At 47.6% G+C, this 23,385-nt stretch carries 24 protein-coding genes and 1 other annotated feature; of the genes, 1 reads left to right on the plus strand and 23 read right to left on the minus strand.

What is annotated here, in order from left to right; all coding sequences use genetic code 11:
• Positions 1-21 precede the first annotated feature (21 nt).
• From rplW to ACX1DY_RS27910, 5 genes are all read right to left on the minus strand, one after another.
• A complete protein-coding gene (gene rplW / locus ACX1DY_RS27890) occupies positions 22-315 on the minus strand; it encodes a 50S ribosomal protein L23 (RefSeq protein WP_020427066.1) in 294 nt (97 codons plus the stop codon).
• Positions 315-938 carry a 50S ribosomal protein L4 gene (gene rplD, locus ACX1DY_RS27895; RefSeq protein ID WP_458967397.1) on the minus strand — a complete coding sequence of 208 codons (624 nt, stop codon included), beginning with the start codon at positions 936-938 and terminating at the stop codon, positions 315-317. Before rplD ends, rplW begins: the two co-directional genes overlap by 1 nt.
• Before the next feature lie 25 nt (positions 939-963).
• On the minus strand, positions 964-1,587 hold the full coding sequence (gene rplC, locus ACX1DY_RS27900; protein ID WP_458967398.1) for a 50S ribosomal protein L3: 624 nt from the start codon (positions 1,585-1,587) through the stop codon (positions 964-966).
• A gap of 41 nt (positions 1,588-1,628) precedes the next feature.
• On the minus strand, positions 1,629-1,937 hold the full coding sequence (gene rpsJ, locus ACX1DY_RS27905) for a 30S ribosomal protein S10 (RefSeq protein WP_091072734.1): 309 nt from the start codon (positions 1,935-1,937) through the stop codon (positions 1,629-1,631).
• 215 nt (positions 1,938-2,152) lie between these two features.
• Positions 2,153-3,502, minus strand: a complete 1,350-nt coding sequence (locus ACX1DY_RS27910; RefSeq protein ID WP_458967399.1) for a protoglobin domain-containing protein — start codon at positions 3,500-3,502, stop codon at positions 2,153-2,155.
• Between the two features lie 394 nt (positions 3,503-3,896).
• Here ACX1DY_RS27910 and ACX1DY_RS27915 point away from each other — a divergent pair, with 394 nt between their 5' ends.
• Positions 3,897-4,013 (plus strand): V4R domain-containing protein, encoded by a 117-nt coding sequence (locus tag ACX1DY_RS27915; protein ID WP_458967400.1) that lies wholly within the window; start codon positions 3,897-3,899, stop codon positions 4,011-4,013.
• Positions 4,014-4,109: 96 nt separating this feature from the next.
• On the opposite strand, the gene tuf is transcribed toward ACX1DY_RS27915, so the two are convergent.
• From tuf to rlmB, 18 genes are all read right to left on the minus strand, one after another.
• The gene (gene tuf, locus ACX1DY_RS27920; protein WP_458967401.1) at positions 4,110-5,300 is read right to left on the minus strand and encodes an elongation factor Tu; all 1,191 of its coding nucleotides are present in this window, start codon (positions 5,298-5,300) and stop codon (positions 4,110-4,112) included.
• Positions 5,301-5,411: 111 nt separating this feature from the next.
• On the minus strand, positions 5,412-7,490 hold the full coding sequence (fusA, locus tag ACX1DY_RS27925; RefSeq protein WP_458967402.1) for an elongation factor G: 2,079 nt from the start codon (positions 7,488-7,490) through the stop codon (positions 5,412-5,414).
• A 47-nt stretch (positions 7,491-7,537) separates the two neighbouring features.
• Positions 7,538-8,008 carry a 30S ribosomal protein S7 gene (gene rpsG, locus ACX1DY_RS27930; RefSeq protein WP_019908219.1) on the minus strand — a complete coding sequence of 157 codons (471 nt, stop codon included), beginning with the start codon at positions 8,006-8,008 and terminating at the stop codon, positions 7,538-7,540.
• 43 nt (positions 8,009-8,051) lie between these two features.
• Positions 8,052-8,471, minus strand: a complete 420-nt coding sequence (rpsL, locus tag ACX1DY_RS27935) for a 30S ribosomal protein S12 (RefSeq protein WP_019908218.1) — start codon at positions 8,469-8,471, stop codon at positions 8,052-8,054.
• A 134-nt stretch (positions 8,472-8,605) separates the two neighbouring features.
• Positions 8,606-8,857: a ribosomal L7Ae/L30e/S12e/Gadd45 family protein gene (locus ACX1DY_RS27940; RefSeq protein WP_019908216.1), complete on the minus strand. Its 252-nt coding sequence runs from the start codon at positions 8,855-8,857 to the stop codon at positions 8,606-8,608.
• Between the two features lie 182 nt (positions 8,858-9,039).
• Positions 9,040-12,651, minus strand: a complete 3,612-nt coding sequence (gene rpoC / locus ACX1DY_RS27945) for a DNA-directed RNA polymerase subunit beta' (RefSeq protein WP_458967403.1) — start codon at positions 12,649-12,651, stop codon at positions 9,040-9,042.
• Positions 12,652-12,766: 115 nt separating this feature from the next.
• A complete protein-coding gene (gene rpoB, locus ACX1DY_RS27950; protein ID WP_458967404.1) occupies positions 12,767-16,312 on the minus strand; it encodes a DNA-directed RNA polymerase subunit beta in 3,546 nt (1,181 codons plus the stop codon).
• A gap of 422 nt (positions 16,313-16,734) precedes the next feature.
• Positions 16,735-17,331: a class I SAM-dependent methyltransferase gene (locus ACX1DY_RS27955; protein WP_458967405.1), complete on the minus strand. Its 597-nt coding sequence runs from the start codon at positions 17,329-17,331 to the stop codon at positions 16,735-16,737.
• 138 nt (positions 17,332-17,469) lie between these two features.
• Complete coding sequence (rplL, locus tag ACX1DY_RS27960) at positions 17,470-17,832, minus strand: 50S ribosomal protein L7/L12 (RefSeq protein ID WP_458967406.1); 363 nt, start codon at positions 17,830-17,832, stop codon at positions 17,470-17,472.
• Between the two features lie 63 nt (positions 17,833-17,895).
• Positions 17,896-18,399, minus strand: a complete 504-nt coding sequence (gene rplJ, locus ACX1DY_RS27965; RefSeq protein ID WP_458967407.1) for a 50S ribosomal protein L10 — start codon at positions 18,397-18,399, stop codon at positions 17,896-17,898.
• A 65-nt stretch (positions 18,400-18,464) separates the two neighbouring features.
• Positions 18,465-18,619: a sequence feature (ribosomal protein L10 leader region), on the minus strand.
• A 68-nt stretch (positions 18,620-18,687) separates the two neighbouring features.
• Positions 18,688-19,380 carry a 50S ribosomal protein L1 gene (gene rplA / locus ACX1DY_RS27970; RefSeq protein ID WP_458967408.1) on the minus strand — a complete coding sequence of 231 codons (693 nt, stop codon included), beginning with the start codon at positions 19,378-19,380 and terminating at the stop codon, positions 18,688-18,690.
• A gap of 81 nt (positions 19,381-19,461) precedes the next feature.
• Entirely contained in the window at positions 19,462-19,887 is a 426-nt protein-coding gene (gene rplK, locus ACX1DY_RS27975; protein ID WP_019908208.1) for a 50S ribosomal protein L11, read from the minus strand.
• Positions 19,888-19,962: 75 nt separating this feature from the next.
• Positions 19,963-20,496 (minus strand): transcription termination/antitermination protein NusG, encoded by a 534-nt coding sequence (gene nusG, locus ACX1DY_RS27980; protein ID WP_238655642.1) that lies wholly within the window; start codon positions 20,494-20,496, stop codon positions 19,963-19,965.
• A 21-nt stretch (positions 20,497-20,517) separates the two neighbouring features.
• On the minus strand, positions 20,518-20,709 hold the full coding sequence (gene secE, locus ACX1DY_RS27985; RefSeq protein ID WP_019908206.1) for a preprotein translocase subunit SecE: 192 nt from the start codon (positions 20,707-20,709) through the stop codon (positions 20,518-20,520).
• A gap of 20 nt (positions 20,710-20,729) precedes the next feature.
• Complete coding sequence (gene rpmG, locus ACX1DY_RS27990; RefSeq protein WP_074086515.1) at positions 20,730-20,879, minus strand: 50S ribosomal protein L33; 150 nt, start codon at positions 20,877-20,879, stop codon at positions 20,730-20,732.
• Positions 20,880-21,274: 395 nt separating this feature from the next.
• Entirely contained in the window at positions 21,275-21,919 is a 645-nt protein-coding gene (gene sigH / locus ACX1DY_RS27995) for an RNA polymerase sporulation sigma factor SigH (RefSeq protein WP_019908203.1), read from the minus strand.
• A gap of 163 nt (positions 21,920-22,082) precedes the next feature.
• Positions 22,083-22,604, minus strand: a complete 522-nt coding sequence (locus tag ACX1DY_RS28000) for an NYN domain-containing protein (protein WP_458967409.1) — start codon at positions 22,602-22,604, stop codon at positions 22,083-22,085.
• A 2-nt stretch (positions 22,605-22,606) separates the two neighbouring features.
• Positions 22,607-23,368 carry a 23S rRNA (guanosine(2251)-2'-O)-methyltransferase RlmB gene (gene rlmB, locus ACX1DY_RS28005; protein ID WP_458967410.1) on the minus strand — a complete coding sequence of 254 codons (762 nt, stop codon included), beginning with the start codon at positions 23,366-23,368 and terminating at the stop codon, positions 22,607-22,609.
• Positions 23,369-23,385: the final 17 nt, after the last annotated feature.

The following is a 23,385-nucleotide window of genomic DNA, read 5'->3' on the forward strand; positions in this document are numbered from 1 at the left end:
CCTCCTTACTTCACAGAGTTATTATTCTACCGCTTCAAAGAATTCGAGCGGTTTGCTGTCCTGGCTAAGCTTAACGATGGCTTTCTTCCACTCTGGAGTATAACCAGAATATTTGCCATAGCGTTTCAGTTTACCAGGTACGCGCATTGTGTTCACACTAACTACTTTTACTTTAAAAATAGCCTCGACAGCTTTTTTGATTTCGGTCTTGTTAGCACGGATATCCACTTCAAAAGCGTACTTCAATTCGCTCATGTATTCGGATGTGCGTTCCGTAATCACCGGACGTTTGATAATATCACGAGGATCTTTCATTACGCGAACACCTCCTCTACCTTCTGAACTGCTTCTTTAGTGATAATCAGTTTGTCGTACGTCAGTACGTCAAGAACATTGATGCCGTCAGCCGCCAGGAATTTCACCCCAGGGATGTTACGAGCGGAAAGAGCTACATTGTCGTCATAGCTAGGAGCTACGATCAGAGCTTTGCTGCCCACTTTCAGGTTGTTCAAAATTGCTGCGAATTCTTTTGTCTTCGGAGCATTCATTGTCAGGCTATCCAATACGATGATGTCATTTCCTACAACCTTGGAAGACAACGCGGATTTGATGGCCAGACGGCGAACCTTCTTAGGCAGTTTCCAGGAGTAGCTGCGTGGAGTTGGTCCGAAGACAACACCGCCGCCTTTCCATTGTGGAGAACGAATGGAGCCTTGACGAGCACGACCTGTACCTTTTTGTTTCCAAGGTTTACGTCCACCGCCACGCACTTCAGAACGTCCTTTTACTTTGTGTGTTCCGCGACGAAGGGAAGCTCTTTGCATAAGTACAGCTTCATGCAGGACATGCACGTTCGGTTCAATCCCGAATACTGTATCGCTCAGTTCAACTTCGCCAACTTCGTTACCACTGGTATTAAAAAGTGTTACTTTTGGCATTTCATGTTCCTCCTTTCTTCAATAATTATTTCTTTACGGTTTCTTTAACTTTCACGAAGCTGTTCTTAGGACCTGGAATCGCGCCCTTAACCAGCAACACATTACGTTCTACGTCAACCTTGATGATTTCAAGCTTCTGAACCGTTACAGTTGTATGACCCATATGTCCTGGCAGGCGTTTGCCCTTAGGAACGCGGTTAGCTTGAATGGAACCCATGGAACCCGGTCTTCTGTGGTAACGCGATCCGTGTGCCATTGGTCCGCGGCTTTGGCCCCAACGTTTGATAACGCCTTGGAAACCTTTACCTTTAGTTGTACCAGTTACGTCAACAAATTCGCCTTCAGTGAAGATATCAGCCTTCAGCTCTTGTCCAACCTCGAGTGTCCCGAGGTCAACACCGCGAATTTCGCGAACGTAGCGCTTAGGTGTTGCATTTGCCTTTTTGGCGTGACCCTGTTCAGGCTTGTTGGAGCGGCTTTCTTTCTTATCGGAAAAGCCCAACTGCACTGCTTCATATCCGTCGATATTCAGGTCTTTCTTTTGCAGTACCACACAAGGTCCAGCTTCGATAACCGAAACGGCAATTACATTACCTTCTGGAGTAAACACTTGAGTCATACCGAGTTTTTTTCCCAAGATACCTTTCATGTTGACACCTCTTTTCTTTTCCTAGTTGCTTAATAGTAGTATTACAATTTGATTTCGATATCTACACCGGACGGTAGATCCAAGCGCATCAAGGCATCCACAGTTTGTGGTGTTGGATTCACAATGTCAATCAGACGTTTGTGAGTACGCATTTCAAACTGTTCACGGGAATCCTTGTACTTGTGTACCGCACGGAGAATAGTAACAACTTGTTTCTCAGTTGGCAACGGAATCGGCCCGGATACACCAGCACCCGAACGTTTTGCTGTTTCAACGATTTTCTCTGCGGATTGATCAAGAATTCTGTGGTCGTATGCTTTCAAGCGGATACGAATTTTTTGCTTTGCCATTTTAGTCCCTCCTTCTATCGCCCAATTTATTATCGGACATACTCCGTGAAAATTTTCTGACGTCGACCTCATGGCAAAGGGGCCGGGTGTGTCAGTAACCTCTCACATCATCGCAACGTCTCAGAACAACATTTATTATTATATATAATAGGCAGGAACATTGCAAGCAAAAATGCAAAAACAGCGCATGATTTTTTCATACGCTGTTTGCCCGCTCAAAGATTTTCCGTCGCCGACTTAAAATACTCTGCAGAAGCTGCAGTCTGCGCTGTTGTTGTCCCTATTCCTTCAATGGTCTGAATCAATACTTTTATCTCTTCTTCGACGGCCACGATCTCCTGTGTGCTGGACTGCATGGAATTCACTATATCACTGAACAACCGGCTGGTCTCAATGGATTGAACTTTGCCGCTCTTCGTCAACTCCTGAACCTTTCGGATCTCTCCTACAACCTGTAAAGTGAGACTTCCCGATTGATGAGTCAGCTCTCCTATCCGCACAACCGTATTTTTGGTGTCCTCCGCCAGGCGGCTGATCTCCCCGGCAACTACGCTGAACCCTTTGCCGTGCGCACCAGCTCTTGCAGCTTCTATAGTAGCATTAAGTGATAATATTTTCGTCTGATCAGCTATATCCTGCACGGCGGCAACAATTTTCTGAATTTGCTTGGAAGAACTGCTCAATTCATTCACCGAGCGTTCCATTGCGTGCGTGCTTTCATAAATGAGACTGATTTGGTCAGTAAGACTATCGAGATGCCCATGCCCCTCTGTGGCCATCCCCTGCGACTCCAGAGCAGACGCGGCAGTTCTCCTGAAAGTATTGTTCACTTCATTGCTGCTCGCCACCAGCTGCTCTACTGCTGCATTAGTATCAATGCTCAGATCTACAAGCTCACCGCTGAACTCGGCAATTTTCTGCTTCAGTTCATTTTTCACAGCCAAATACTGTTCTTCTTTCTCACGAATGTTTTCTTTCTCATAAGCCTCGAGCACTAGCTGTTGCTCCAGATTCAGCAGCTTTATCACCGTCTGAACAACCTTTAGCCGCTCGCTGTCCTCGTTCGTTTCATTATATATGACTGTAATAAACACGTTTTGCAGGTTTTGAAAAGCAGACAAGTACCACTTGGGCTCCAAGCCTACCCGTTTATGGATTTTGGCAATAGCCAGGCGTTTGGCGATATATTCTTCATTTAAGTTCCCGTTAAAAATCTCGATAATATGTCCGCGAAGAGTCCTTTTGAGGCGTTCTATACTGCTGTGCTCCAGAATGATTGCTTCCAATTTGCTCACACCGAGTACAGTATTATAGAACTGATCGGTTATGTAGTCGATTTTCTTCTCTACAATGGGCTTCATTTGGCGTAATAAACTCAAGTCTTCTTCAGACAAGTCTATCATCCGCATCTGTTCGTTCAACTCATCATGGCCCTCAAGGGTATGATATGAAGCTTCAACCGTGTGGTTATAATCGTGACGGTCTATCGAGTGATTGGCTGGAGCTTCCTTGCTTGCATTACGCGAAGTCAAACCATGTAAAAAAGAAAAAGGACGCTTCCCCATGCTAACCTCCCTTAAATTCCTAATAATTAACATCAGTGTATAGAAATATTCTACTTTAAGAATGTGATAAATGCAAAGAATTTTAAGTAGTTTTTTGTAGAATATTGTTGAAAAATAAAAGTTATATAAGGAATATTGTCGTTTTATGTCGAAAAACACGAATAGAAATCAGTTTCTACAGAATATCTAGAGTTCCATAATCATCGACTTCAGCTAAATGGAGGAGTGCTTCCATATCTTTAATTTCTACTGTGATAATGTTATCGGACTCCATTGCTCCAGCTTTTTGAAGCATAAAAATCGGGGTTCCCCGTATTGTTCGTTCTGATGACCACAAAATCAATATCTTTAGTAGTTGCTTTTGTAAGGGATGTCCACCCTTGAAGAGGAGAAGATGATCTGTGAGTTGGAAGGAACTCTATCCAATATAATGGGACGCAAAGTATCTGTAAAAGAAATTAAATGTAATGCTACGGGGCATGATTGCTGTGAGTACGAGGTTAAACTGTAATAGTCATACTGATTACCGCAAAAAAAAAGCAGGGATTCTTCGAATGAAGAGTCCCTGCTTTTATAGTTCAGATCTATCCTAATGGATAGAGCCAAATTATTTTTGGATAGATGCTACAGTACCGGCGCCAACTGTACGGCCACCTTCGCGGATGGAGAATTTAGTACCCTCTTCAATAGCGATAGGGGAGATCAGTTGTACGGTTACAGTGATGTTGTCACCAGGCATAACCATTTCAGTACCTTCTGGCAGGTTGATGATACCAGTTACGTCAGTTGTACGGAAGTAGAACTGTGGACGGTAACCAGTGAAGAAAGGTTTGTGACGTCCGCCTTCTTCTTTAGTCAGAACGTAGATCTGAGCAGTGAACTCAGTGTGTGGGTTAACGGAGTTCGGCTTAGCCAATACTTGGCCGCGCTCGATCATGTTACGGTCAACACCACGCAAGAGTGCGCCGATGTTGTCGCCCGCTTGAGCGGAATCCAGCAATTTACGGAACATTTCAACGCCCGTAACAACGGATTTTTTCTTATCTTCGTGAATACCAACGATTTCAACTTCTTCCCCAACTTTAACTGTTCCGCGTTCTACACGGCCAGTTGCCACGGTACCGCGGCCAGTGATGGAGAATACGTCTTCGACTGGCATCAAGAAAGGCTTGTCAGTGTCGCGTTCTGGCAGTGGGATGTAAGTGTCGATAGTTTCGAACATTTCAACGATCTTAGCAGCCCAGTCGCCATCAGGGTTCTGCAGAGCTTCACGAGCGGAACCACGAACGATTGGAGTGTCATCGCCTGGGAATTCGTATTCGTTCAGCAGATCGCGTACTTCCATTTCAACCAGTTCAAGCAACTCTTCGTCTTCAACCATGTCGCATTTGTTCAGGAATACAACGATGTAAGGAACGCCTACCTGACGGGACAACAGGATGTGTTCGCGAGTCTGTGGCATTGGGCCGTCAGCTGCGGATACAACCAGGATAGCTCCGTCCATTTGCGCTGCGCCAGTGATCATGTTTTTAACATAGTCGGCGTGTCCAGGGCAGTCTACGTGTGCGTAGTGACGGTTAGGAGTTTCATATTCAACGTGAGCTGTGGAGATAGTGATACCACGTTCGCGTTCTTCTGGAGCTTTGTCGATTTGGTCGAATGCTACAGCAGCACCGCCGTATTTCTTGGACAGTACAGTTGTGATTGCAGCAGTCAGAGTTGTTTTACCATGGTCAACGTGACCGATTGTACCGATGTTAACGTGCGGTTTAGTACGTTCAAACTTTGCCTTTGCCATTTGAACAGTTCCTCCTTATAATGGGGTTCCTTTATTTTAGAGCCACACCGGTACTTAAATTCTAGGGTGACTGAGTGTTAGAGGCCCGGGTGGCAAGTTAAAACAGTTTGATTACTCTGCGCCTTTGTTCTTGGAGACGATTTCTTCTGCGATAGTCTTAGGCACTTCTTCGTAGTGAGAAAGTTCCATCGAGAATACGCCGCGTCCTTGAGTACCGGAACGGAGTGTTGTGGAGTATCCGAACATTTCGGAAAGAGGTACCTTAGCACGGATAATTTGCGCACCACCACGGGAATCCATACCTTCGATTCTACCGCGACGGGAGTTCAGCATACCCATAACATCGCCCATGTATTCCTCAGGAACAGTTACTTCCACTTTCATGATTGGCTCAAGCAGGACAGGCTTACACTTGTCTTTAGCTGCTTTGAGTGCCATCGAGCCGGCGATTTTGAACGCCATTTCGTTGGAGTCTACATCATGGTAAGAACCATCAACGATGGTTGCCTTAACGTCTACAAGCGGGAAGCCTGCAAGTACGCCGTTTTTCATTTGCTCTTCAATACCGGCAAGTGCAGGAGCGATGTATTCTCTAGGAACGGAACCACCGACAACTTTACTTTCGAATTGGCTGCCAGTACCTGGCTCGAGAGGTTCAAATTCAACCCATACGTGACCGTACTGACCGCGACCGCCGGATTGGCGAACGAATTTACCTTCGACGCGTGCTGGTGCCTTGAATGTTTCGCGGTAAGCAACCTGTGGTTTACCCACGTTGGTTTCTACTTTGAATTCACGGCGCATACGGTCGATGATAATGTCAAGGTGAAGCTCACCCATACCTGCCAGGATGGTTTGGCCAGTTTCTTCATCAGTATGCGCACGAAGAGTTGGATCTTCTTCAGTCAGCTTACCGAGAGCAACGCCCAATTTATCTTGGTCGGCTTTGGTTTTTGGTTCAACTGCGATTTCGATAACCGGATCAGGGAAGTTCATCGACTCCAGGATGACCGGATGTTTCTCGTCGCAAAGAGTATCGCCTGTACTTGTGTCTTTCAGACCAACTGCTGCTGCGATATCACCAGCGTAAACGATGGAGATTTCTTGACGGCTGTTAGCATGCATCTGCAGAATACGGCCGATACGCTCGCGTTTGTTCTTAGTAGCGTTCACTACGTAAGAACCGGATTCCAGGATACCGGAATACACGCGGAAGAACGTAAGTTTACCAACATAAGGGTCTGTCATGATTTTAAATGCCAGTGCGGAGAATGGCTCTTCATCCGAAGAATGGCGAACCGCTTCAGAACCGTCGTCCAGATGACCTTGAATAGCAGGTACATCCAGCGGGGATGGCAAGTAATCAACAACAGCGTCCAGCATAAGCTGAACCCCTTTGTTGCGGTAGGAGGATCCAACGATTACAGGGAAGATCTTAACTTCGCATACGCCTTTGCGCAGCGCGCCTTTGATCTCTTCGACTGTAATTTCTTCACCTTCAAGGTACTTCATAGTCAGATCTTCGTCGAGTTCTGCAACCTTCTCGATCAGCTCGAGACGCAGTTCCTCAACTTGTTCCAGAAATTCCGCCGGAATATCTGTAACTTCGATGTTTTGACCCAGATCGTCTTTGAACATATGAGCTTTTTGCTCAACCAGGTCAATGATACCAACGAAATCATTTTCTGCACCGATTGGCAGTTGGATTGCAACTGCGTTCGCTTGCAGACGATCACGCATGTCCTTAACAACGTTAAGGAAGTCCGCGCCGATGATATCCATCTTGTTAACATAAGCGATACGGGGAACGCCATACCGGTCAGCCTGTCTCCATACGGTTTCAGACTGAGGCTCTACGCCCTCTTTCGCACTGAAAACGCCTACTGCCCCATCCAATACACGCAGGGAACGTTCAACTTCAACAGTGAAGTCAACGTGTCCTGGGGTATCAATGATATTGATGCGGTGACCTTTCCATGCAGCGGTTGTAGCAGCGGAAGTAATAGTGATCCCGCGCTCTTGTTCTTGTTCCATCCAGTCCATTGTAGCAGCGCCTTCGTGAACTTCACCGATTTTGTGCGTACGGCCTGTGTAGAAAAGAATCCGCTCTGTGGTAGTAGTCTTACCAGCATCAATATGTGCCATGATCCCGATATTACGTGTATTTTTTAAGGAGAACTCTCTTGCCATGAATTGGGTCTCCCTTCAAAATATAGATTAGTTGAATGACCTTAATCCTACCAGCGGTAGTGAGCAAACGCTTTGTTCGCTTCAGCCATTTTGTGCGTGTCTTCGCGTTTCTTAACGGAAGCGCCTGTGTTGTTGGAAGCGTCGATAATCTCAGCCGCCAAACGCTCTTCCATAGTTTTCTCACCGCGGTTGCGAGAGTAGTTCACGAGCCAACGTAATCCCAAAGCAGTACGTCTTTCAGGTTTAACCTCGATAGGTACTTGGTAGTTAGCACCGCCGACACGACGAGCTTTGACTTCCAAAACCGGCATGATATTCTTGATGGCAGCTTCGAAAACTTCCATCGGTTCTTTACCCGTACGTTCTTGAATCAGCTTGAACGAATTGTACAGAATGCTTTGAGCGACACCTCTCTTACCATCCAGCATAATGCGGTTGATCAAACGAGTAACCAACTTGCTATTATACAATGGATCCGGCAGTACGTCTCTCTTAGTAACTGGACCTTTGCGTGGCATGGATATCCCCCTTTCTTAAATGGTTATTATTCGGATTCTGATCTTATTTCTTAGCCTTAGGACGTTTCGCGCCATATTTGGAGCGAGCTTGCATCCGGTTAGCTACACCTGCTGTATCCAGAGCCCCACGTACGATGTGGTAACGAACCCCTGCAAGGTCTTTTACTTTACCTCCGCGCAGCAATACAACACTGTGCTCTTGAAGGTTATGTCCGATCCCCGGGATGTAAGCAGTCACCTCAAGACGGTTCGTCAAACGAACACGGGCATACTTACGAAGTGCAGAGTTTGGTTTACGTGGAGTCATTGTGCCTACACGAGTGCATACACCGCGTTTTTGCGGAGCGCTCAAATTCGTAGCCTCACGCTTCAGGGCGTTGAACCCTTTTTGAAGAGCAGGAGATTTGGATTTGTCGATTTTGGCTTGACGGCCTTTACGAACCAATTGGTTAATAGTTGGCATTGTTGTGCCACCCCCTTCCTGAAGTAGTAATCTATTTATGAACGTTAAGTCCACAGACCCAGGTGGTTCATAAAAAGACAAATGAAAAGTTCTTGCCACCGAAGTGTACCCCCGGTACAAAAACGTTTCTCTTGCTATTGTTTTAAGACGGCTGCCATAGCAGCACCAACTTCTATACCGCAGGCTTTGCCCAAGTTCAGCATGGTATCCACATAGGTGACCTTCACGCCTTGTTTGTTGCAAAGCAATACAATTCTGGAAGTAAGCCGTTGATCTCCGTCCTCCGCCACATAGACTTCTGCAGCTTGGCCCAACTCTACCGCCTTAACGGTTTGTTTGGAACCGATCTTGACCTGAGCATCCTGCAGTCCCATATCATCAGTCATAATAAAAGCTTACCTCCAATGATTAAGAATAACAAGGCTACTCACGCACCTTAGACATATTAGCATTATCATCAGTTGATGTCAAGAAAATCAGCAATAAATTTATTAATATTCACAGCAGTCAGCCGCGCCACGATTTATTGGGAACCGTGACGCGGAATCTGCCAACTGTGATTATTCAATTATTCAGCCGGAACCGTTTCTAGAGCTTCTTCTACGCTCTCTTCATTCGGATCTGTCAGCTTGACGTTGCGGTAACGATTCATGCCAGTACCAGCAGGAATCAGCTTACCAATGATAACATTTTCTTTGAGACCGAGCAGCTTATCCACTTTACCCTTAATTGCAGCATCTGTCAGGACGCGTGTTGTTTCCTGGAAAGATGCAGCAGACAGGAATGAATCTGTCTCAAGGGAAGCTTTGGTAATACCGAGCAGTACCGGTTTGGCAACAGCTGGCTCATTACCGGAAAGGATTGCTTCCTTGTTAGCTGTTTCATATTCGTAAATATCCGCAAATGCGCCAGGCAGGAGGTTAGTATCTCCAGCGTCGATAATACGGATCTTACGCAGCATCTGCTTGATCATAACTTCAATGTGCTTATCATTGATTTCAACGCCCTGGTTACGGTATACACGCTGCACTTCTTGCAGAATGTAGTTCTGTACCCCGCGGATCCCTTTGATGCGCAGCATTTCTTTAGGGTCAATCGAACCGTCTGTCAGCTCATCGCCGGCTTCAATCTCCTGGCCTTCACTGACACGCAGGCGTGAACCATAAGTGATGGAATAAGTCTTGGATTCAGCTTCACCTTGAACCTCGATTTCACGGCGGTCCTTAGTTTCGCGGATTTCCTTGATTACCCCGTCAATCTCACTGATTGTAGCCTGACCTTTAGGGTTACGGGCTTCAAACAGCTCTTGGATACGCGGCAAACCTTGCGTGATGTCATCACCGGCAACCCCCCCGGTATGGAACGTACGCATGGTAAGCTGTGTTCCTGGTTCACCGATGGATTGGGCGGCGATAATGCCGACTGCTTCCCCGATTTCCACGAACTTGCCTGTTGCCAGGTTGCGTCCGTAGCACTTCTTGCAGACTCCGTGACGGGCACGGCAGCTCAGTACAGAGCGGATCTGCAGCTTGGTAACACCGGCATTGACAATTTCCTCTGCCTTGTCGGAGTCAATCAGATCATTCCGGTGAACGATAATTTCCTTCGTTTCCGGATGACGGACAGTTTCAAAGGAGTAACGGCCTTCAATACGGTCGTACAGGTCCTCGATAACTTCCTTGCCATCCTGGATGCGGCTAACCGTGAAGCCTTTATCGGTTCCGCAATCCTCTTCACGGACGATAACGTCCTGTGCCACGTCAACGAGACGGCGGGTCAGGTAACCTGAATCCGCTGTACGCAGCGCTGTATCCGCCAGACCTTTACGCGCGCCGTGAGTAGAGATAAAGTACTCGAGGACTGTCAGGCCTTCACGGAAGTTCGCCTTGATTGGCAATTCAAAGATTCGTCCTGAAGGTGTAGCCATCAGACCGCGCATACCACCAAGCTGGGTGATCTGCGATTTGTTACCGCGCGCCTTGGAGTCGACCATGAGCATGATGGAGTTGAAGCGGTCCATCGACTTCAGCAGGATATTGGTCAAGTCATCCTTCGTCTTGGACCAAATCTCGATAACACGGTCATACCGTTCATCGTTAGTAATCAGACCGCGGCGGTATTGATTAGCAACCACATCAACCTTGGCCTCAGACTCTTTAAGAATGGTGGCTTTTTCTTCAGGCACAACGACGTCGGAAACAGCAACCGTAACACCGGAGCGTGTGGAATAAGTAAAGCCGAGTTGTTTGATTCTATCCAGAATCATAGAGGTTTTGGTTGTGTGATAGGTTTCGAAGCAGCGGGCAATAATGAGCCCCAGATATTCCTTACCCACCGCACTTGCATCCGGAGCAGCCATGATCAGTTCGCGGATATCCGCACCTTTTTCATAGATGAAATACTTTTCCGGTGTGCCTTGCAGCAGATTTGCTTTGGTTGCTTCGTTGATATATGGGAAACTGCTCGGATAGATTTCGTTGAAGATAATCTTACCGATTGTTGTGATCAGCATTGCTCCTTGCTGCGCCTCAGTGAAGCTGGTCTTGCCGAGCGCTTTAGCAGGAATAGCCACACGGGCATGCAAGCCTGCGGTTCCGCGCTGATAAGCCGAAACAGCTTCGTTCACGGTACGCAAAATCATGCCTGTTCCCTTTTCTTCCTTGTTGTCCATGGTCAGGTAGAATGTACCAAGGACCATATCCTGGGAAGGGGTAACTACCGGTTTACCATCCTTAGGGTTCAGGATGTTACCGGATGCCAGCATGAGAATACGTGCTTCTGCTTGAGCTTCTGCTGACAAAGGAACGTGCACCGCCATCTGGTCACCGTCAAAGTCGGCGTTATAAGCCGTACATACGAGCGGGTGAAGACGGATTGCATGACCTTCCACCAGAATCGGTTCGAAAGCTTGAATACCAAGTCTGTGAAGCGTAGGAGCACGGTTTAGCAGAACCGGATGCTCTCTGATTACTTCCTCAAGCACATCCCATACCTCAGGGCTTACGCGCTCAACCTTGCGTTTTGCGCTCTTGATATTATGGGCAAGTCCTTTGTTAACAAGTTCTTTCATGACGAACGGCTTGAACAATTCAAGCGCCATTTTTTTCGGAAGACCGCATTGATACATCTTCAGGTAAGGTCCTACGACGATAACGGAACGACCGGAATAGTCAACGCGTTTACCGAGCAAGTTCTGGCGGAAACGTCCTTGTTTACCTTTCAGCATATGGCTGAGAGATTTGAGCGGACGGTTACCAGGACCTGTTACTGGACGACCACGGCGGCCGTTGTCGATCAATGCATCGACAGCTTCCTGTAGCATGCGCTTTTCATTCTGCACAATAATATCAGGAGCGCCGAGATCCAGCAGTCTCTTGAGACGGTTGTTCCGGTTAATTACACGGCGGTACAGATCATTGAGGTCAGACGTAGCAAAACGTCCGCCATCGAGCTGAACCATTGGACGAAGCTCTGGAGGGATAACCGGAAGCACATCCATGATCATCCAATCAGGCTTGTTGCCGGAGTTGCGGAAAGCCTCGATAACTTCCAGACGCTTAATCGCCCGATTGCGCCGCTGGCCTTGGGCCGTACGCAGCTCTTCTTTGAGGAATTCCAGTTCTTTATCAATGTCGATATCCTGAAGCAGCTTTTTGACAGCCTCAGCACCCATGCCGGCTTGGAATCCGTAGCCATATTTTTCACGGTAGCTGCGGTATTCTTTCTCGGACAATAGTTGCTTTTTCTCAAGAGGAGTTTCACCTGGATCAGTTACAACATACGATGCGAAGTAGATGATCTCTTCAAGTGATCTTGGGGACATGTCAAGCGCCAGACCCATACGGCTCGGAATCCCTTTGAAATACCAGATATGAGAAACAGGAGCTGCCAGCTCAATGTGGCCCATACGTTCGCGGCGAACTTTAGCGCGGGTAACTTCAACGCCGCAGCGATCGCACACAACGCCTTTGTAACGGACGCGTTTGTATTTACCGCAATGACATTCCCAGTCCTTTTGCGGTCCGAAAATACGTTCGCAGAAAAGACCTTCCTTCTCCGGTTTTAACGTACGATAGTTAATGGTTTCCGGTTTTTTAACTTCTCCGCGGGACCAAGAACGAATTTTTTCCGGAGAAGCGAGCCCGATTTTCATAAATTCAAAATTGTTAACGTCCAACAAGGAGCAACCCTCCTTAACCTATATCCTGATTTAGTACCGCACAGCCCTCTGTTGACGGTGAAGTCGACAGAGGGCGCGGTCCATTTTTAGATGAAATTAATGTCCTGCTGGCTAACTACTCTATTCCGACCTCTGCGCCTTCCAAATTAAGGCTCAGCTTGTCGCCTGACGTCTCGTCCTCATCGTCCAGTTCCTTCATCTCAATTTCCTGCTCGTCGCCGCTGAGGATTTTCACATCCATACCCAGTGACTGCAGCTCCTTGATCAATACTTTGAACGATTCCGGAACACCCGGTTCTGGAACATTTTCACCTTTGACGATGGACTCATACGTCTTCACGCGGCCAACCACGTCATCGGATTTCACGGTCAAGATTTCTTGCAGTGTATAGGCAGCGCCATAAGCTTCAAGCGCCCAAACTTCCATTTCCCCGAAACGCTGTCCACCGAACTGGGCTTTACCGCCGAGTGGCTGCTGGGTAACGAGAGAGTAAGGACCCGTGGAGCGGGCATGAATCTTATCGTCAACCATGTGCGCCAGTTTGATCATGTGCATGACACCGACCGTAACTTCACGCTCGAAGCGTTCACCTGTGCGCCCGTCATAAAGCACGGTTTTACCATTACGCTGCATACCTGCTTCTTCCATCGTATCAAATACGTCATACTCGCGCGCACCGTCGAATACCGGCGTTGCTACGTGAATACCGAGACGAAGTGCAGCCATACCGAGATGGACTTCGAGCACCTGCCCGATGTTCATACGCGAAGGTACACCCAGCGGGTTCAGGACAACCTGTACCGGCGTACCGTCAGGAAGGAAAGGCATATCTTCTTCTGGCAGGATACGGGCAACGACACCCTTGTTACCGTGACGTCCGGCCATCTTGTCACCTTCAGAAATCTTACGTTTCTGAGCGATGTAGACACGAACCAGTTGGTTAACACCCGGAGGCAGCTCATCGCCGTTCTCGCGTGTGAATACTTTTACGTCAACGATAATACCATCACTACCATGAGGAACGCGCAAAGAGGTATCACGAACTTCACGTGCCTTCTCACCAAAGATAGCATGGAGCAGGCGTTCTTCAGCAGTCAGCTCAGTTACACCCTTAGGAGTTACTTTACCAACAAGAATATCGCCGGCGTTGATTTCCGCACCGATGCGGATGATACCGCGCTCGTCGAGATTGCGCAGCGCTTCTTCACCCACGTTCGGAATGTCACGTGTAATTTCTTCAGGTCCGAGCTTCGTATCGCGGGCTTCGGATTCGTATTCCTCGATATGGATCGAAGTGTATACATCTTCCTTAACCAGCTTCTCACTCAGCAGGATCGCATCCTCGTAGTTGTAGCCTTCCCAAGTCATGAACGCAACGACTACGTTGCGGCCCAGAGCCAATTCGCCCATTTCTGTAGAAGGACCATCTGCCAGGATATCACCTTTCTTCACAATATCGCCCCGTTTAGCAAGCGGGCGTTGATTGATGCAGGTACCCTGGTTCGAACGCATGAATTTATGCAATTTATACTTAACGATATCGCCTTTAACTTCCTTGCCGTCAACAGTTTCAACACGGCGCAGCCAAATTTCATTGGCAGAGGAGCGTTCGATAATACCGTCATATTTGGAAACAATACATACACCGGAATCCTTAGCGGATTTATGCTCCATCCCTGTACCAACCAGCGGTGCCTTCGGAATCAACAACGGAACAGCTTGGCGCTGCATGTTCGATCCCATCAGTGCGCGGTTGGAGTCATCGTTCTCCAGGAACGGGATGAGCGCCGTAGCGACGGATACGACCTGTTTTGGCGATACGTCCATGTAGTCAACACGACTGCTGGCCATAGTGGTAATGTTATCTGAATCCTTGTTGTAACGAACGATAACCATGTCCTCTTTAAAGGTTCCATCTTCATCGATCTGTACATTTGCCTGGGCAACTACATAGTTATCTTCTTCATCGGCGGTCAGATAATCAATATGCTCCGTTACCTTGCCGGTCTTCGGGTCCACCCAACGATACGGAGCTTCAATAAAGCCGTATTCATTGATGCGGGCAAAGGTGGACAAGGAGTTGATCAGACCGATGTTCGGACCTTCTGGCGTTTCAATTGGACACATCCGGCCGTAGTGACTGTGATGGACGTCACGAACCTCAAAGCCCGCGCGTTCACGAGTCAGACCGCCTGGTCCGAGTGCAGACAGACGACGTTTATGCGTAAGTTCTGCCAGCGGGTTCGTCTGGTCCATAAACTGTGACAGCTGGGAGCTGCCGAAGAACTCTTTAATAGATGCGATAACCGGACGAATATTGATCAGAGCCTGCGGTGTAATTGCGTTCGCATCCTGAATCGACATTCTCTCACGCACCACGCGCTCCATACGGGACAGCCCGATACGGAATTGGTTCTGCAGCAATTCACCAACGGAACGCAGACGACGGTTACCCAAGTGGTCAATGTCATCCGTGTTGCCGATACCGTGCAGCAAATTAATAAAGTAGCTGATTGAGGAGATAATATCAGCCTGGGTAATATGCTTAACGGATTTGTCGATATTGCCGTTGGCAATCAGCTTGATAACCCGGCCTTCCTCGATCGGAGAGAACACGTCGATCGTTTGCAGCGGAATATCTTCACTGTCCAGCACCCCGCCGGTTACACGGTAGGTTTTGGCAGCGACATCCTTCTCGAAATAAGGAATCAGCTCATCAAGAAGTCTGCGGTCAACCATTTGTCCGGATTCCGCCAGAATTTCTCCTGTGGCTTCATCAACCAGTGGTTGCGCCAGACGCTGATTAAACAGCCGGTTCTTAATGTGCAGCTTCTTGTTGATTTTGTAACGGCCTACATTGGCCAAGTCATAGCGTTTTGGATCGAAGAAACGCGCAACCAAAAGGCTCTTGGCGTTATCCAGTGTCGGCGGTTCGCCCGGACGCAGACGCTCGTAGATTTCGATAAGCGCCTTCTCCGTAGAGTCCGTATTGTCTTTATCCAGCGTATTGCGAATATATTCATCATTGCCCAGCAGTTCCAGAATTTCGGCATCACTGCCGAACCCGAGAGCACGCAGAAGCACGGTAACCGGAATTTTACGCGTCCGGTCGATGCGGACGTACATGATGTCCTTAGCATCGGTTTCCAGCTCAAGCCAGGCTCCGCGGTTTGGAATTACTGTGGCGGTGTAGGTTTTTTTGCCGTTCTTATCTACTTTCGTGCTGAAATAGACGCTTGGAGAGCGAACCAACTGGCTGACAATAACCCGTTCCGCACCATTGATAATAAAAGTGCCGGTCTCCGTCATCAGCGGGAAATCTCCCATGAACACTTCCTGCTCTTTGACCTCACCGGTCTCCTTATTAATGAGCCGCACTTTCACACGTAGAGGAGCCGCATATGTTACGTCCCGCTCTTTAGCGTCGTCAACCGTATACTTCGGTTCGCCTAGGCTGTAATCAATGAACTCAAGTACCAAATTACCCGTGAAATCCTGGATCGGCGAGATATCCTGAAACATTTCCCGCAATCCTTCCTCCAAAAACCAATCATAAGATTTTTGTTGGATCTCGATCAGGTTAGGGACCTCGAGTACCTCTTTAATTCTCGCATAGCTCCGCCGAGTGCGTCGACCATACTGAACAAGATGTCCTGCCAACTTTACTCACCCCTCATGTCTACTCACTTAAAAATTGATTGCGAACCCTTGTTTGGACCCGTATAATGGAACCATAACATAAGGATTCAGCCATAAATGAAGAAAAGCCCTTATCGAAATCTTCGAAAAAAGAGCGCATCTTTCCACGGCCAAAATACTCCTTATCCAGTAGATTTGCCTAAAACGTAAGTATTATACGTCACCAAGCAACAGTTTATGCGCTATTATCTATTGCCCCGGCGACCTTCGCCGTGACAGGAACATAGAGAACTGAATTCGCAAAAACTTGCCGTACGGCATGCGCTTACCGGCGACAATATATCACTTGACATTTCAGCAAACTAAAGACATGGAGCCTAGCTTAATACTGACATTTTATAATAATAACACTATCGACATCGCCTGTCAACAGGTTATATATTTTATTTTTGCGCCTTAATGATTCGATACCCTTTGTCTTTCCCCACTTCTTCCACATCCGGGAACAAGCTCTCAAGCTTAGCCACAGCCGATGGAGCCCCTTGTTTCTTCTGAATCACAATCCACAGCGTTCCACCATCATTCAGATGCTCATGTGCTTCTTCAAAAATTTGATGCACTACCGCCTTGCCGGCACGGATCGGAGGGTTCGTCAGTATCACATCAAATTTCTGTCCGCTCACTGCGGAGAGCACATCACTCTCCATAACCGTTACATTGCCCACTCCGTTGTTTCGGGCATTCTCACGGGCAAGCTCCACTGCACGGCTGTTGATATCAATCATAGTCACATGTCCTTTGGGTGTCAGATAAGCTGCACTAATCCCAATAGGCCCATAACCACACCCTACATCAAGCACAAACGATCCATCCGGAATATCCATTGCTTCAATCAGAACACGGCTGCCGAAATCAATGTCTCCTTTGGAAAAAACACCGGCGTCACTGGTAAAGCGGAGGCTTCTTCCTCTCAGCACCGTATCTATGGTACGTCTGTCATGACGTGCATCGGGCTGCTGCGAGTAATAATGCTGCGACATAAAATCCTCCCTTTCGTTGTACTCTTTCTAGCAAGCTCGCATCTTCCTTATAGAGCAACCCCCTTGAACAAGTTCAAGGGGGTTGCTGGAACCGGAATGCGCGTTGCGCATTCCGGGAGAAAACCTAATTACCTTATATTACTTCAGTTCTACAGCTGCGCCTGCTTCTTCCAATTTCGCTTTTACAGCTTCTGCATCTTCTTTGCTTACTTTTTCTTTGATTGGCTTAGGTGCGTTGTCTACGAGGTCTTTAGCTTCTTTCAAGCCCAGACCTGTGATTTCGCGAACGATTTTGATAACATTGATTTTGGAAGCACCAGCGTTAGTCAAAACTACATCAAATTCGGATTGTTCTTCAACAACTGCAGCAGCAGCGCCGCCACCTACTGCAACTGGAGCTGCAGCAGTTACGCCGAATTCTTCTTCGATTGCTTTAACCAGGTCGTTCAGTTCCAATACGCTCATGCCTTTAATTGCTTCCAAGATTGCTTCTTTACTCATGGTTGAACCTCCATTTTATAATTAAATTTGTTTGTGTTTTGTTACGAGACTAGAGTCAAAGGCTTACGCGCTTTGCTCTTCTTTCTCAGCGACAGCTTTAACTGCAAGCGCGAAGTTGCGCATTGGAGCTTGAAGCACGCTAAGCAGCATGGACAGCAAACCTTCGCGGGAAGGAAGCTCAGCCAGTGCTTTCAGTTGTTCCGCATCAATGACACGGCCTTCTACAACGCCGCCTTTAAGTTTCAGAGCGTCGTTCTTCTTAGCGAAATCGTTCAGAATCTTAGCTGCTACTACTGCGTCAGTTTCGCTGAAAGCGACCGCTGTAGGACCAGTCAGAACTGCATCGAGTTCAGTCAGTTCAGCCGCAGCTGTTGCGCGACGAACCAATGTATTCTTCAGGACTTGAAAATCAACCCCAGCTTCACGAAGCTGCTTACGCAGTTCGGTTACTTGGGCAACGTTCAATCCGCGGTAGTCCGCAACAACAGTGGAAACACTGTTCTGCAGTTTGCCAGTAACAACATCAACCGCATCCTGTTTAGCTTGGATTACTTTTGCATTTGCCAATTGTATACACCTCCTGAAAAATTATGTCACGACGATTCTTCCCGAAGAATCCGCGTCGTTCCTACGCAGGCATTAGAAAAGCCTCCGCAGATTCACGAAGGCTTGATAAAACGAAAGTGGATCAGGCATAAGCCAGGCACTTCTTGTTTCTATCACAACACCTCGGTAGGAAATTAAGCCCTGCGGCACCTACTGTCTACGGTAAGCATATTCAAGTTCAAGAATGATCACCTTAAAGTTTACAACTGTTATAGATTATCAAAGATGACTGCGAGAGTCAACCTTTATTTATCTGAAAGCAGCTGTGTTCACACGAGCGCTAGGTCCCATAGTGGACGAAATTGCAACGCCTTTAAGGTATACACCTTTGGCAGCAGCCGGTTTCGCACGGTTCAGAGCGTCGATCAGAGCTTTGAGGTTATCGTTCAGTTGTGCAGCATCGAAAGACACTTTACCGATAGGCGCGTGAATTTGACCTGCTTTATCGAGACGGTATTCGATTTTACCGGCTTTAATTTCTTGAACAGCCTTGGTAACGTCGAAAGTAACTGTGCCGGCTTTAGGGTTAGGCATGAGACCTTTACCACCAAGCAGACGACCTAGTTTACCGACTTCACTCATCATATCAGGTGTAGCTACGCAGACGTCGAATTCAAACCAGCCCTGTTGGATTTTGTTGATCATATCCTGATCGCCTACATAATCCGCGCCAGCAGCTTCCGCTTCTTTCGCTTTTTCACCTTTTGCAAAAACAAGCACGCGTTGTGTTTTACCTGTGCCGTGAGGCAGTACAACCACACCACGAACTGCTTGGTCTTGTTTACGCGGGTCTACACCCAGACGAACTGCTGCTTCAACGGTTTCGTCGAACTTGGCAGTTGCCGCCTTTTTCACAAGCTCTACAGCTTCTGAAGGCTCGTAAGTAGCTTCGCTGTTGATCAGCTTAGCTGATTCTTGGTACTTCTTACCATGTTTAGCCATGAAAATGTTCCTCCTTTGTGGTATTAGCGGAAATTCCTCCCACATATTACGGTCATAAATGACCGGTTCATCGAATACTAATTAGTCTTCGATTGTGATCCCCATACTGCGGGCAGTACCTTCAACCATACGCATTGCAGCTTCAACAGATGCAGCGTTCAGGTCAGGCATTTTTGTTTCAGCGATTTCACGAACCGCTGCGCGGCCCAGCTTCGCTACTTTTTTCTTGTTTGGTTCACCGGATCCTTTTTCTACTTTAGCAGCGATGCGAAGCAGAACGGCAGCCGGAGGAGTTTTGGTGATGAAGGTAAAGGAACGGTCTTCAAATACTGTAATTTCAACCGGAATGATCAGGCCAGCCTGGTCGGCAGTACGAGCGTTGAATTCCTTACAGAATGCCATGATGTTGACACCTGCTTGACCTAACGCCGGACCTACTGGAGGCGCTGGGTTCGCTTTCCCTGCAGGAATCTGCAGTTTCACCATTTTAATAACTTTTTTAGCCATGAGTGACACCTCCTTGCGTGAATAGTGGTATTCGAACGCTAAAACGCGTTCTCCCACAAGAAACCCTTGCGACTGTTATATTTTCTCCACTTGAGTGAAATCCAACTCCAGCGGGGTTTCCCGTCCAAACATGTTAACATGCACTTTGATCTTGCTCTTGTCAGCCAAAATTTCTTCCACGGAGCCCACAAAATTCGCAAAGGGACCAACCATAATACGTACGGATTCCTTAATTTCGAAATCAATCTTCGCTTTAGGTTCAACCATGCCCATATGCTTCAGAATTTGTTCAACTTCTTCCGGAAGCAGAGCAGTAGGCTTGGACCCGGAACCTGTCGAACCGACAAAACCGGTAACGCCCGGCGTATTGCGGACCACATACCAAGAATCATCAGTCTGAATCATTTCGACCAAAACATAACCAGGGTAAACTTTACGCATGACGGTTTTTTTCTTGCCGTCCTTGTTTACCAGTTCTTCTTCCATAGGAACAAGAACACGGAATATTTTGTCTTCCATGCCCATGGACTCAACGCGCTTTTCCAAATTGGCCTTAACCTTATTCTCATACCCGGAATAGGTATGAACAACATACCATCTTTTTTCCATACCAAGCCACCTGGGACCTCTCTAAATAATCCTTTCGATCACAGCGGAAATACCGATGTCCAGAACCCAGAAGTAAAGAGCGATCACTACAATTGTACCGAGAACGATCAATGTGTAGTTCTTCAGTTCCTTACGGCTGGGCCAGCGAACCTTCTTAAGTTCACTCCAGCTCTCAGTGAAAAAGGAAAACAAAGACTTGAAACTACGTTTCACGCCGACTACACCTCCAAAGACTATCTGGTTTCGCGATGAGGAGTTTGCTCGTTACAGAACTTGCAAAATTTCTTCATCTCCAAGCGGTCGGGGTGATTTCGCTTGTTTTTGGTTGTCGCATAGTTTCTTTGTTTGCAACTTGTACAAGCCAAAGTGATAATTACCCGCATGATGTGCACCTCCCGAAGACGTCCTTCTAACGTTGAAATTAGAAGACGCAAAATTGATCCTAAAAAAAAGCCGCGAATTTAGGCCTACCTAAAACACTTTAGCATAATGTCAACTGCTGTGTCAACGAAAGAATTCCCCATCGCATTGGGTAATTTCGGGTGCTCCAGCCTTGCGCCGTATATCATCTTTGGCATTTCCTTTTCCATGTTTCGAAAGGGTATTAATTAATGCTTCTCTTACGGCATAGCCGTTCCTACTTACCATTATGGAGCATTCAATCAGTCTATAAACCTGCTGTCAATGTCAAGCGGCCAAAATCCTGTCATTTCAACTGAAATATCTTAATGCACTAAAAAAAGACTCGATGTCCGAGCCTTTCCTGTTCATTATATCATCAATTGTCACGCACTTCCAGATATCTTTCCAATTTACGTTTCACTCGCTGCAGAGCGTTGTCAATTGACTTCACATGCCGCTTCAAATCCTCAGCAATCTCCTGATAGGACCGTCCGTCCAGATAGAGCATCAGAACCTTGCGTTCCAAATCACTCAAAATCTCCGCCATCTTATCTTCCAGGCCGATGAATTCTTCCTGATTGATAATCAGCTCCTCAGGATCAAGCACCTGGGTTCCGCAAATGACATCCATCAATGTCCGGTCAGAATCCTCATCATAAATGGGCTTGTCCAAAGAGACATAAGAATTGAGCGGAATATGCTTCTGGCGGGTGGCTGTCTTAATGGCGGTAATAATCTGGCGGGTAATGCAGAGCTCGGCAAATGCCTTGAATGAAGAGAGCTTGTCGCCCTTGAAGTCACGAATTGCCTTATATAAGCCGATCATGCCTTCCTGCACAATATCTTCACGGTCTGCCCCAATCAGAAAATATGAGCGGGCCTTGGCACGGACAAAGTTACGGTACTTGTTAATTAAATGCTCCAATGCGCCACTGTCGCCACCACGGAAGATCTCGACAATTTCTTCATCGCTTATGAAATCATACTCGGACAGCATTATTTCCTTGAGGTCGACACTCACCAAGAATCCCCCCGGCTGCAACGCAAGACACATCGTTACTTCGCGAAATATAGGACCAGTATATATTATGTTACCTTACAACGTCAACCGCATATTGTCCAAAAACAATCTTCAATAACATTTTATGTCATTTCGTCCAGAGATGCTACAGCTTACGGCAGTTTCACTGACGGCGCCAGTCCTCCAGCCGTTTGCGCATTTCAGGCGGCAGCTTTTCTTCCAAGGAATTCCGTTTGGAGCTGATGCTCTGTGGTTCGATTGCTTTCTTGACCTGCTTCTGATTCTCTTCGATCGCAATCCGCAGTTCCCGGGCGGATATCCGCAGTGCGCCTTGGGCAAAAATGACATGCTGCTCAATAAAATCACTGGTGGCTACGTGAATCTGCCGCCTGCGGTGACTGAACTCACCGACTAGCCGCTCGATGCATTCATCCGCAGTCTCTTTTTCCTTGGTGAAGAACACCTGCACTTTCCCCTGCACAAAGGAACGCCCGAGGCCAGGCACACGGTAAGCATCGAACACGGCAATGACACGCAGCCCGGAGAATGCCTGATAATCTGCCAGTAAATCCAGCAGTCTGTCGCGCGCTTCCTGCATGCCGGTCTGTGACAATGCGGCAAGATCAGGCCAGCCGCCGATCATATTGTATCCGTCCACAAGCAGAATATCACGCCAGTCAGCCATCGCTACCCTTGCTGATGCCGGCGGCGCAGCACCTCATACATAACAACGCCTGCGGCGACTGAAGCATTTAGCGAATTGATTTTTCCGGCCATAGGCAGCTTCAGCAGAACATCGCATTTTTCCCGGATCAAACGGCCCATCCCTTTATTCTCGTTGCCGATCACCACAGCCACCGGACCAGTAAAAATATCAGAGGCATACAGATTCTGATCTGTATCCACATCGGTACCGACTACCCAGACCCCCAGCTCCTTGAGCCGGTCTATTGTCTGTCCGAGGTTGGTCACCCGTGCGACAGGAACATATTCCACAGCACCTGCGGAGGTTTTGGATACGGTAGCTGTTATCTGTGCCGAGCGCCGTTTGGGAACAATGACTCCATGCACACCGGTGCAATCGGCGGTACGCAGAATAGAGCCCAGATTGTGCGGATCTTCGATTTCATCCAGCAAAATAAGAAACGGCGGTTCCCCCTTGGCTTCTGCTGCTGCCAGAATATCCGCCACCTCGGCATAGGCAAATGGCGCCGCCTGTGCCACTACTCCCTGATGCTGTACTCCAGGGGCAAGCTGATCCAGCTTTCTTTTATCTACATGCTGGATCACAATCCCCGCTTTGCGTGCTTCGGCGATGATCGGTGCGGTCAAATGCTTTTGTGCCGTTTCGGCAATCCATATTTTATTAAGGGTACGGCCGGCACGAAGCGCTTCAAGCACTGAATGCTTGCCAGCCAGCACTTCCTCTTCTGTCTTCAATTCTTCCATGTTCATGCCTCCTGTTC

The sequence above is a fragment of the Paenibacillus sp. BAC0078 genome (assembly GCF_054483875.1).

Coding starts and splice junctions, on each gene's coding strand:
- ACX1DY_RS27940 (WP_019908216.1), bottom strand. CDS start 8,857: ATGACTGATGATATGGGACTGCAGGATGCTCAGGTCAAGATCGGTTCC.
- rplL (WP_458967406.1), bottom strand. CDS start 17,832: ATGAGTAAAGAAGCAATCTTGGAAGCAATTAAAGGCATGAGCGTATTG.
- rpmG (WP_074086515.1), bottom strand. CDS start 20,879: ATGCGGGTAATTATCACTTTGGCTTGTACAAGTTGCAAACAAAGAAAC.
- rplW (WP_020427066.1), bottom strand. CDS start 315: ATGAAAGATCCTCGTGATATTATCAAACGTCCGGTGATTACGGAACGC.
- ACX1DY_RS27915 (WP_458967400.1), top strand. CDS start 3,897: ATGATCTGTGAGTTGGAAGGAACTCTATCCAATATAATGGGACGCAAA.
- rpsL (WP_019908218.1), bottom strand. CDS start 8,471: ATGCCAACTATTAACCAATTGGTTCGTAAAGGCCGTCAAGCCAAAATC.
- rpsG (WP_019908219.1), bottom strand. CDS start 8,008: ATGCCACGCAAAGGTCCAGTTACTAAGAGAGACGTACTGCCGGATCCA.
- rpsJ (WP_091072734.1), bottom strand. CDS start 1,937: ATGGCAAAGCAAAAAATTCGTATCCGCTTGAAAGCATACGACCACAGA.
- ACX1DY_RS28000 (WP_458967409.1), bottom strand. CDS start 22,604: ATGGCTGACTGGCGTGATATTCTGCTTGTGGACGGATACAATATGATC.
- ACX1DY_RS27910 (WP_458967399.1), bottom strand. CDS start 3,502: ATGGGGAAGCGTCCTTTTTCTTTTTTACATGGTTTGACTTCGCGTAAT.
- rplA (WP_458967408.1), bottom strand. CDS start 19,380: ATGGCTAAACATGGTAAGAAGTACCAAGAATCAGCTAAGCTGATCAAC.
- rplD (WP_458967397.1), bottom strand. CDS start 938: ATGCCAAAAGTAACACTTTTTAATACCAGTGGTAACGAAGTTGGCGAA.
- ACX1DY_RS27955 (WP_458967405.1), bottom strand. CDS start 17,331: ATGTCGCAGCATTATTACTCGCAGCAGCCCGATGCACGTCATGACAGA.
- rlmB (WP_458967410.1), bottom strand. CDS start 23,368: ATGGAAGAATTGAAGACAGAAGAGGAAGTGCTGGCTGGCAAGCATTCA.
- tuf (WP_458967401.1), bottom strand. CDS start 5,300: ATGGCAAAGGCAAAGTTTGAACGTACTAAACCGCACGTTAACATCGGT.
- nusG (WP_238655642.1), bottom strand. CDS start 20,496: ATGGAAAAAAGATGGTATGTTGTTCATACCTATTCCGGGTATGAGAAT.
- rplC (WP_458967398.1), bottom strand. CDS start 1,587: ATGAAAGGTATCTTGGGAAAAAAACTCGGTATGACTCAAGTGTTTACT.
- fusA (WP_458967402.1), bottom strand. CDS start 7,490: ATGGCAAGAGAGTTCTCCTTAAAAAATACACGTAATATCGGGATCATG.
- rplK (WP_019908208.1), bottom strand. CDS start 19,887: ATGGCTAAAAAAGTTATTAAAATGGTGAAACTGCAGATTCCTGCAGGG.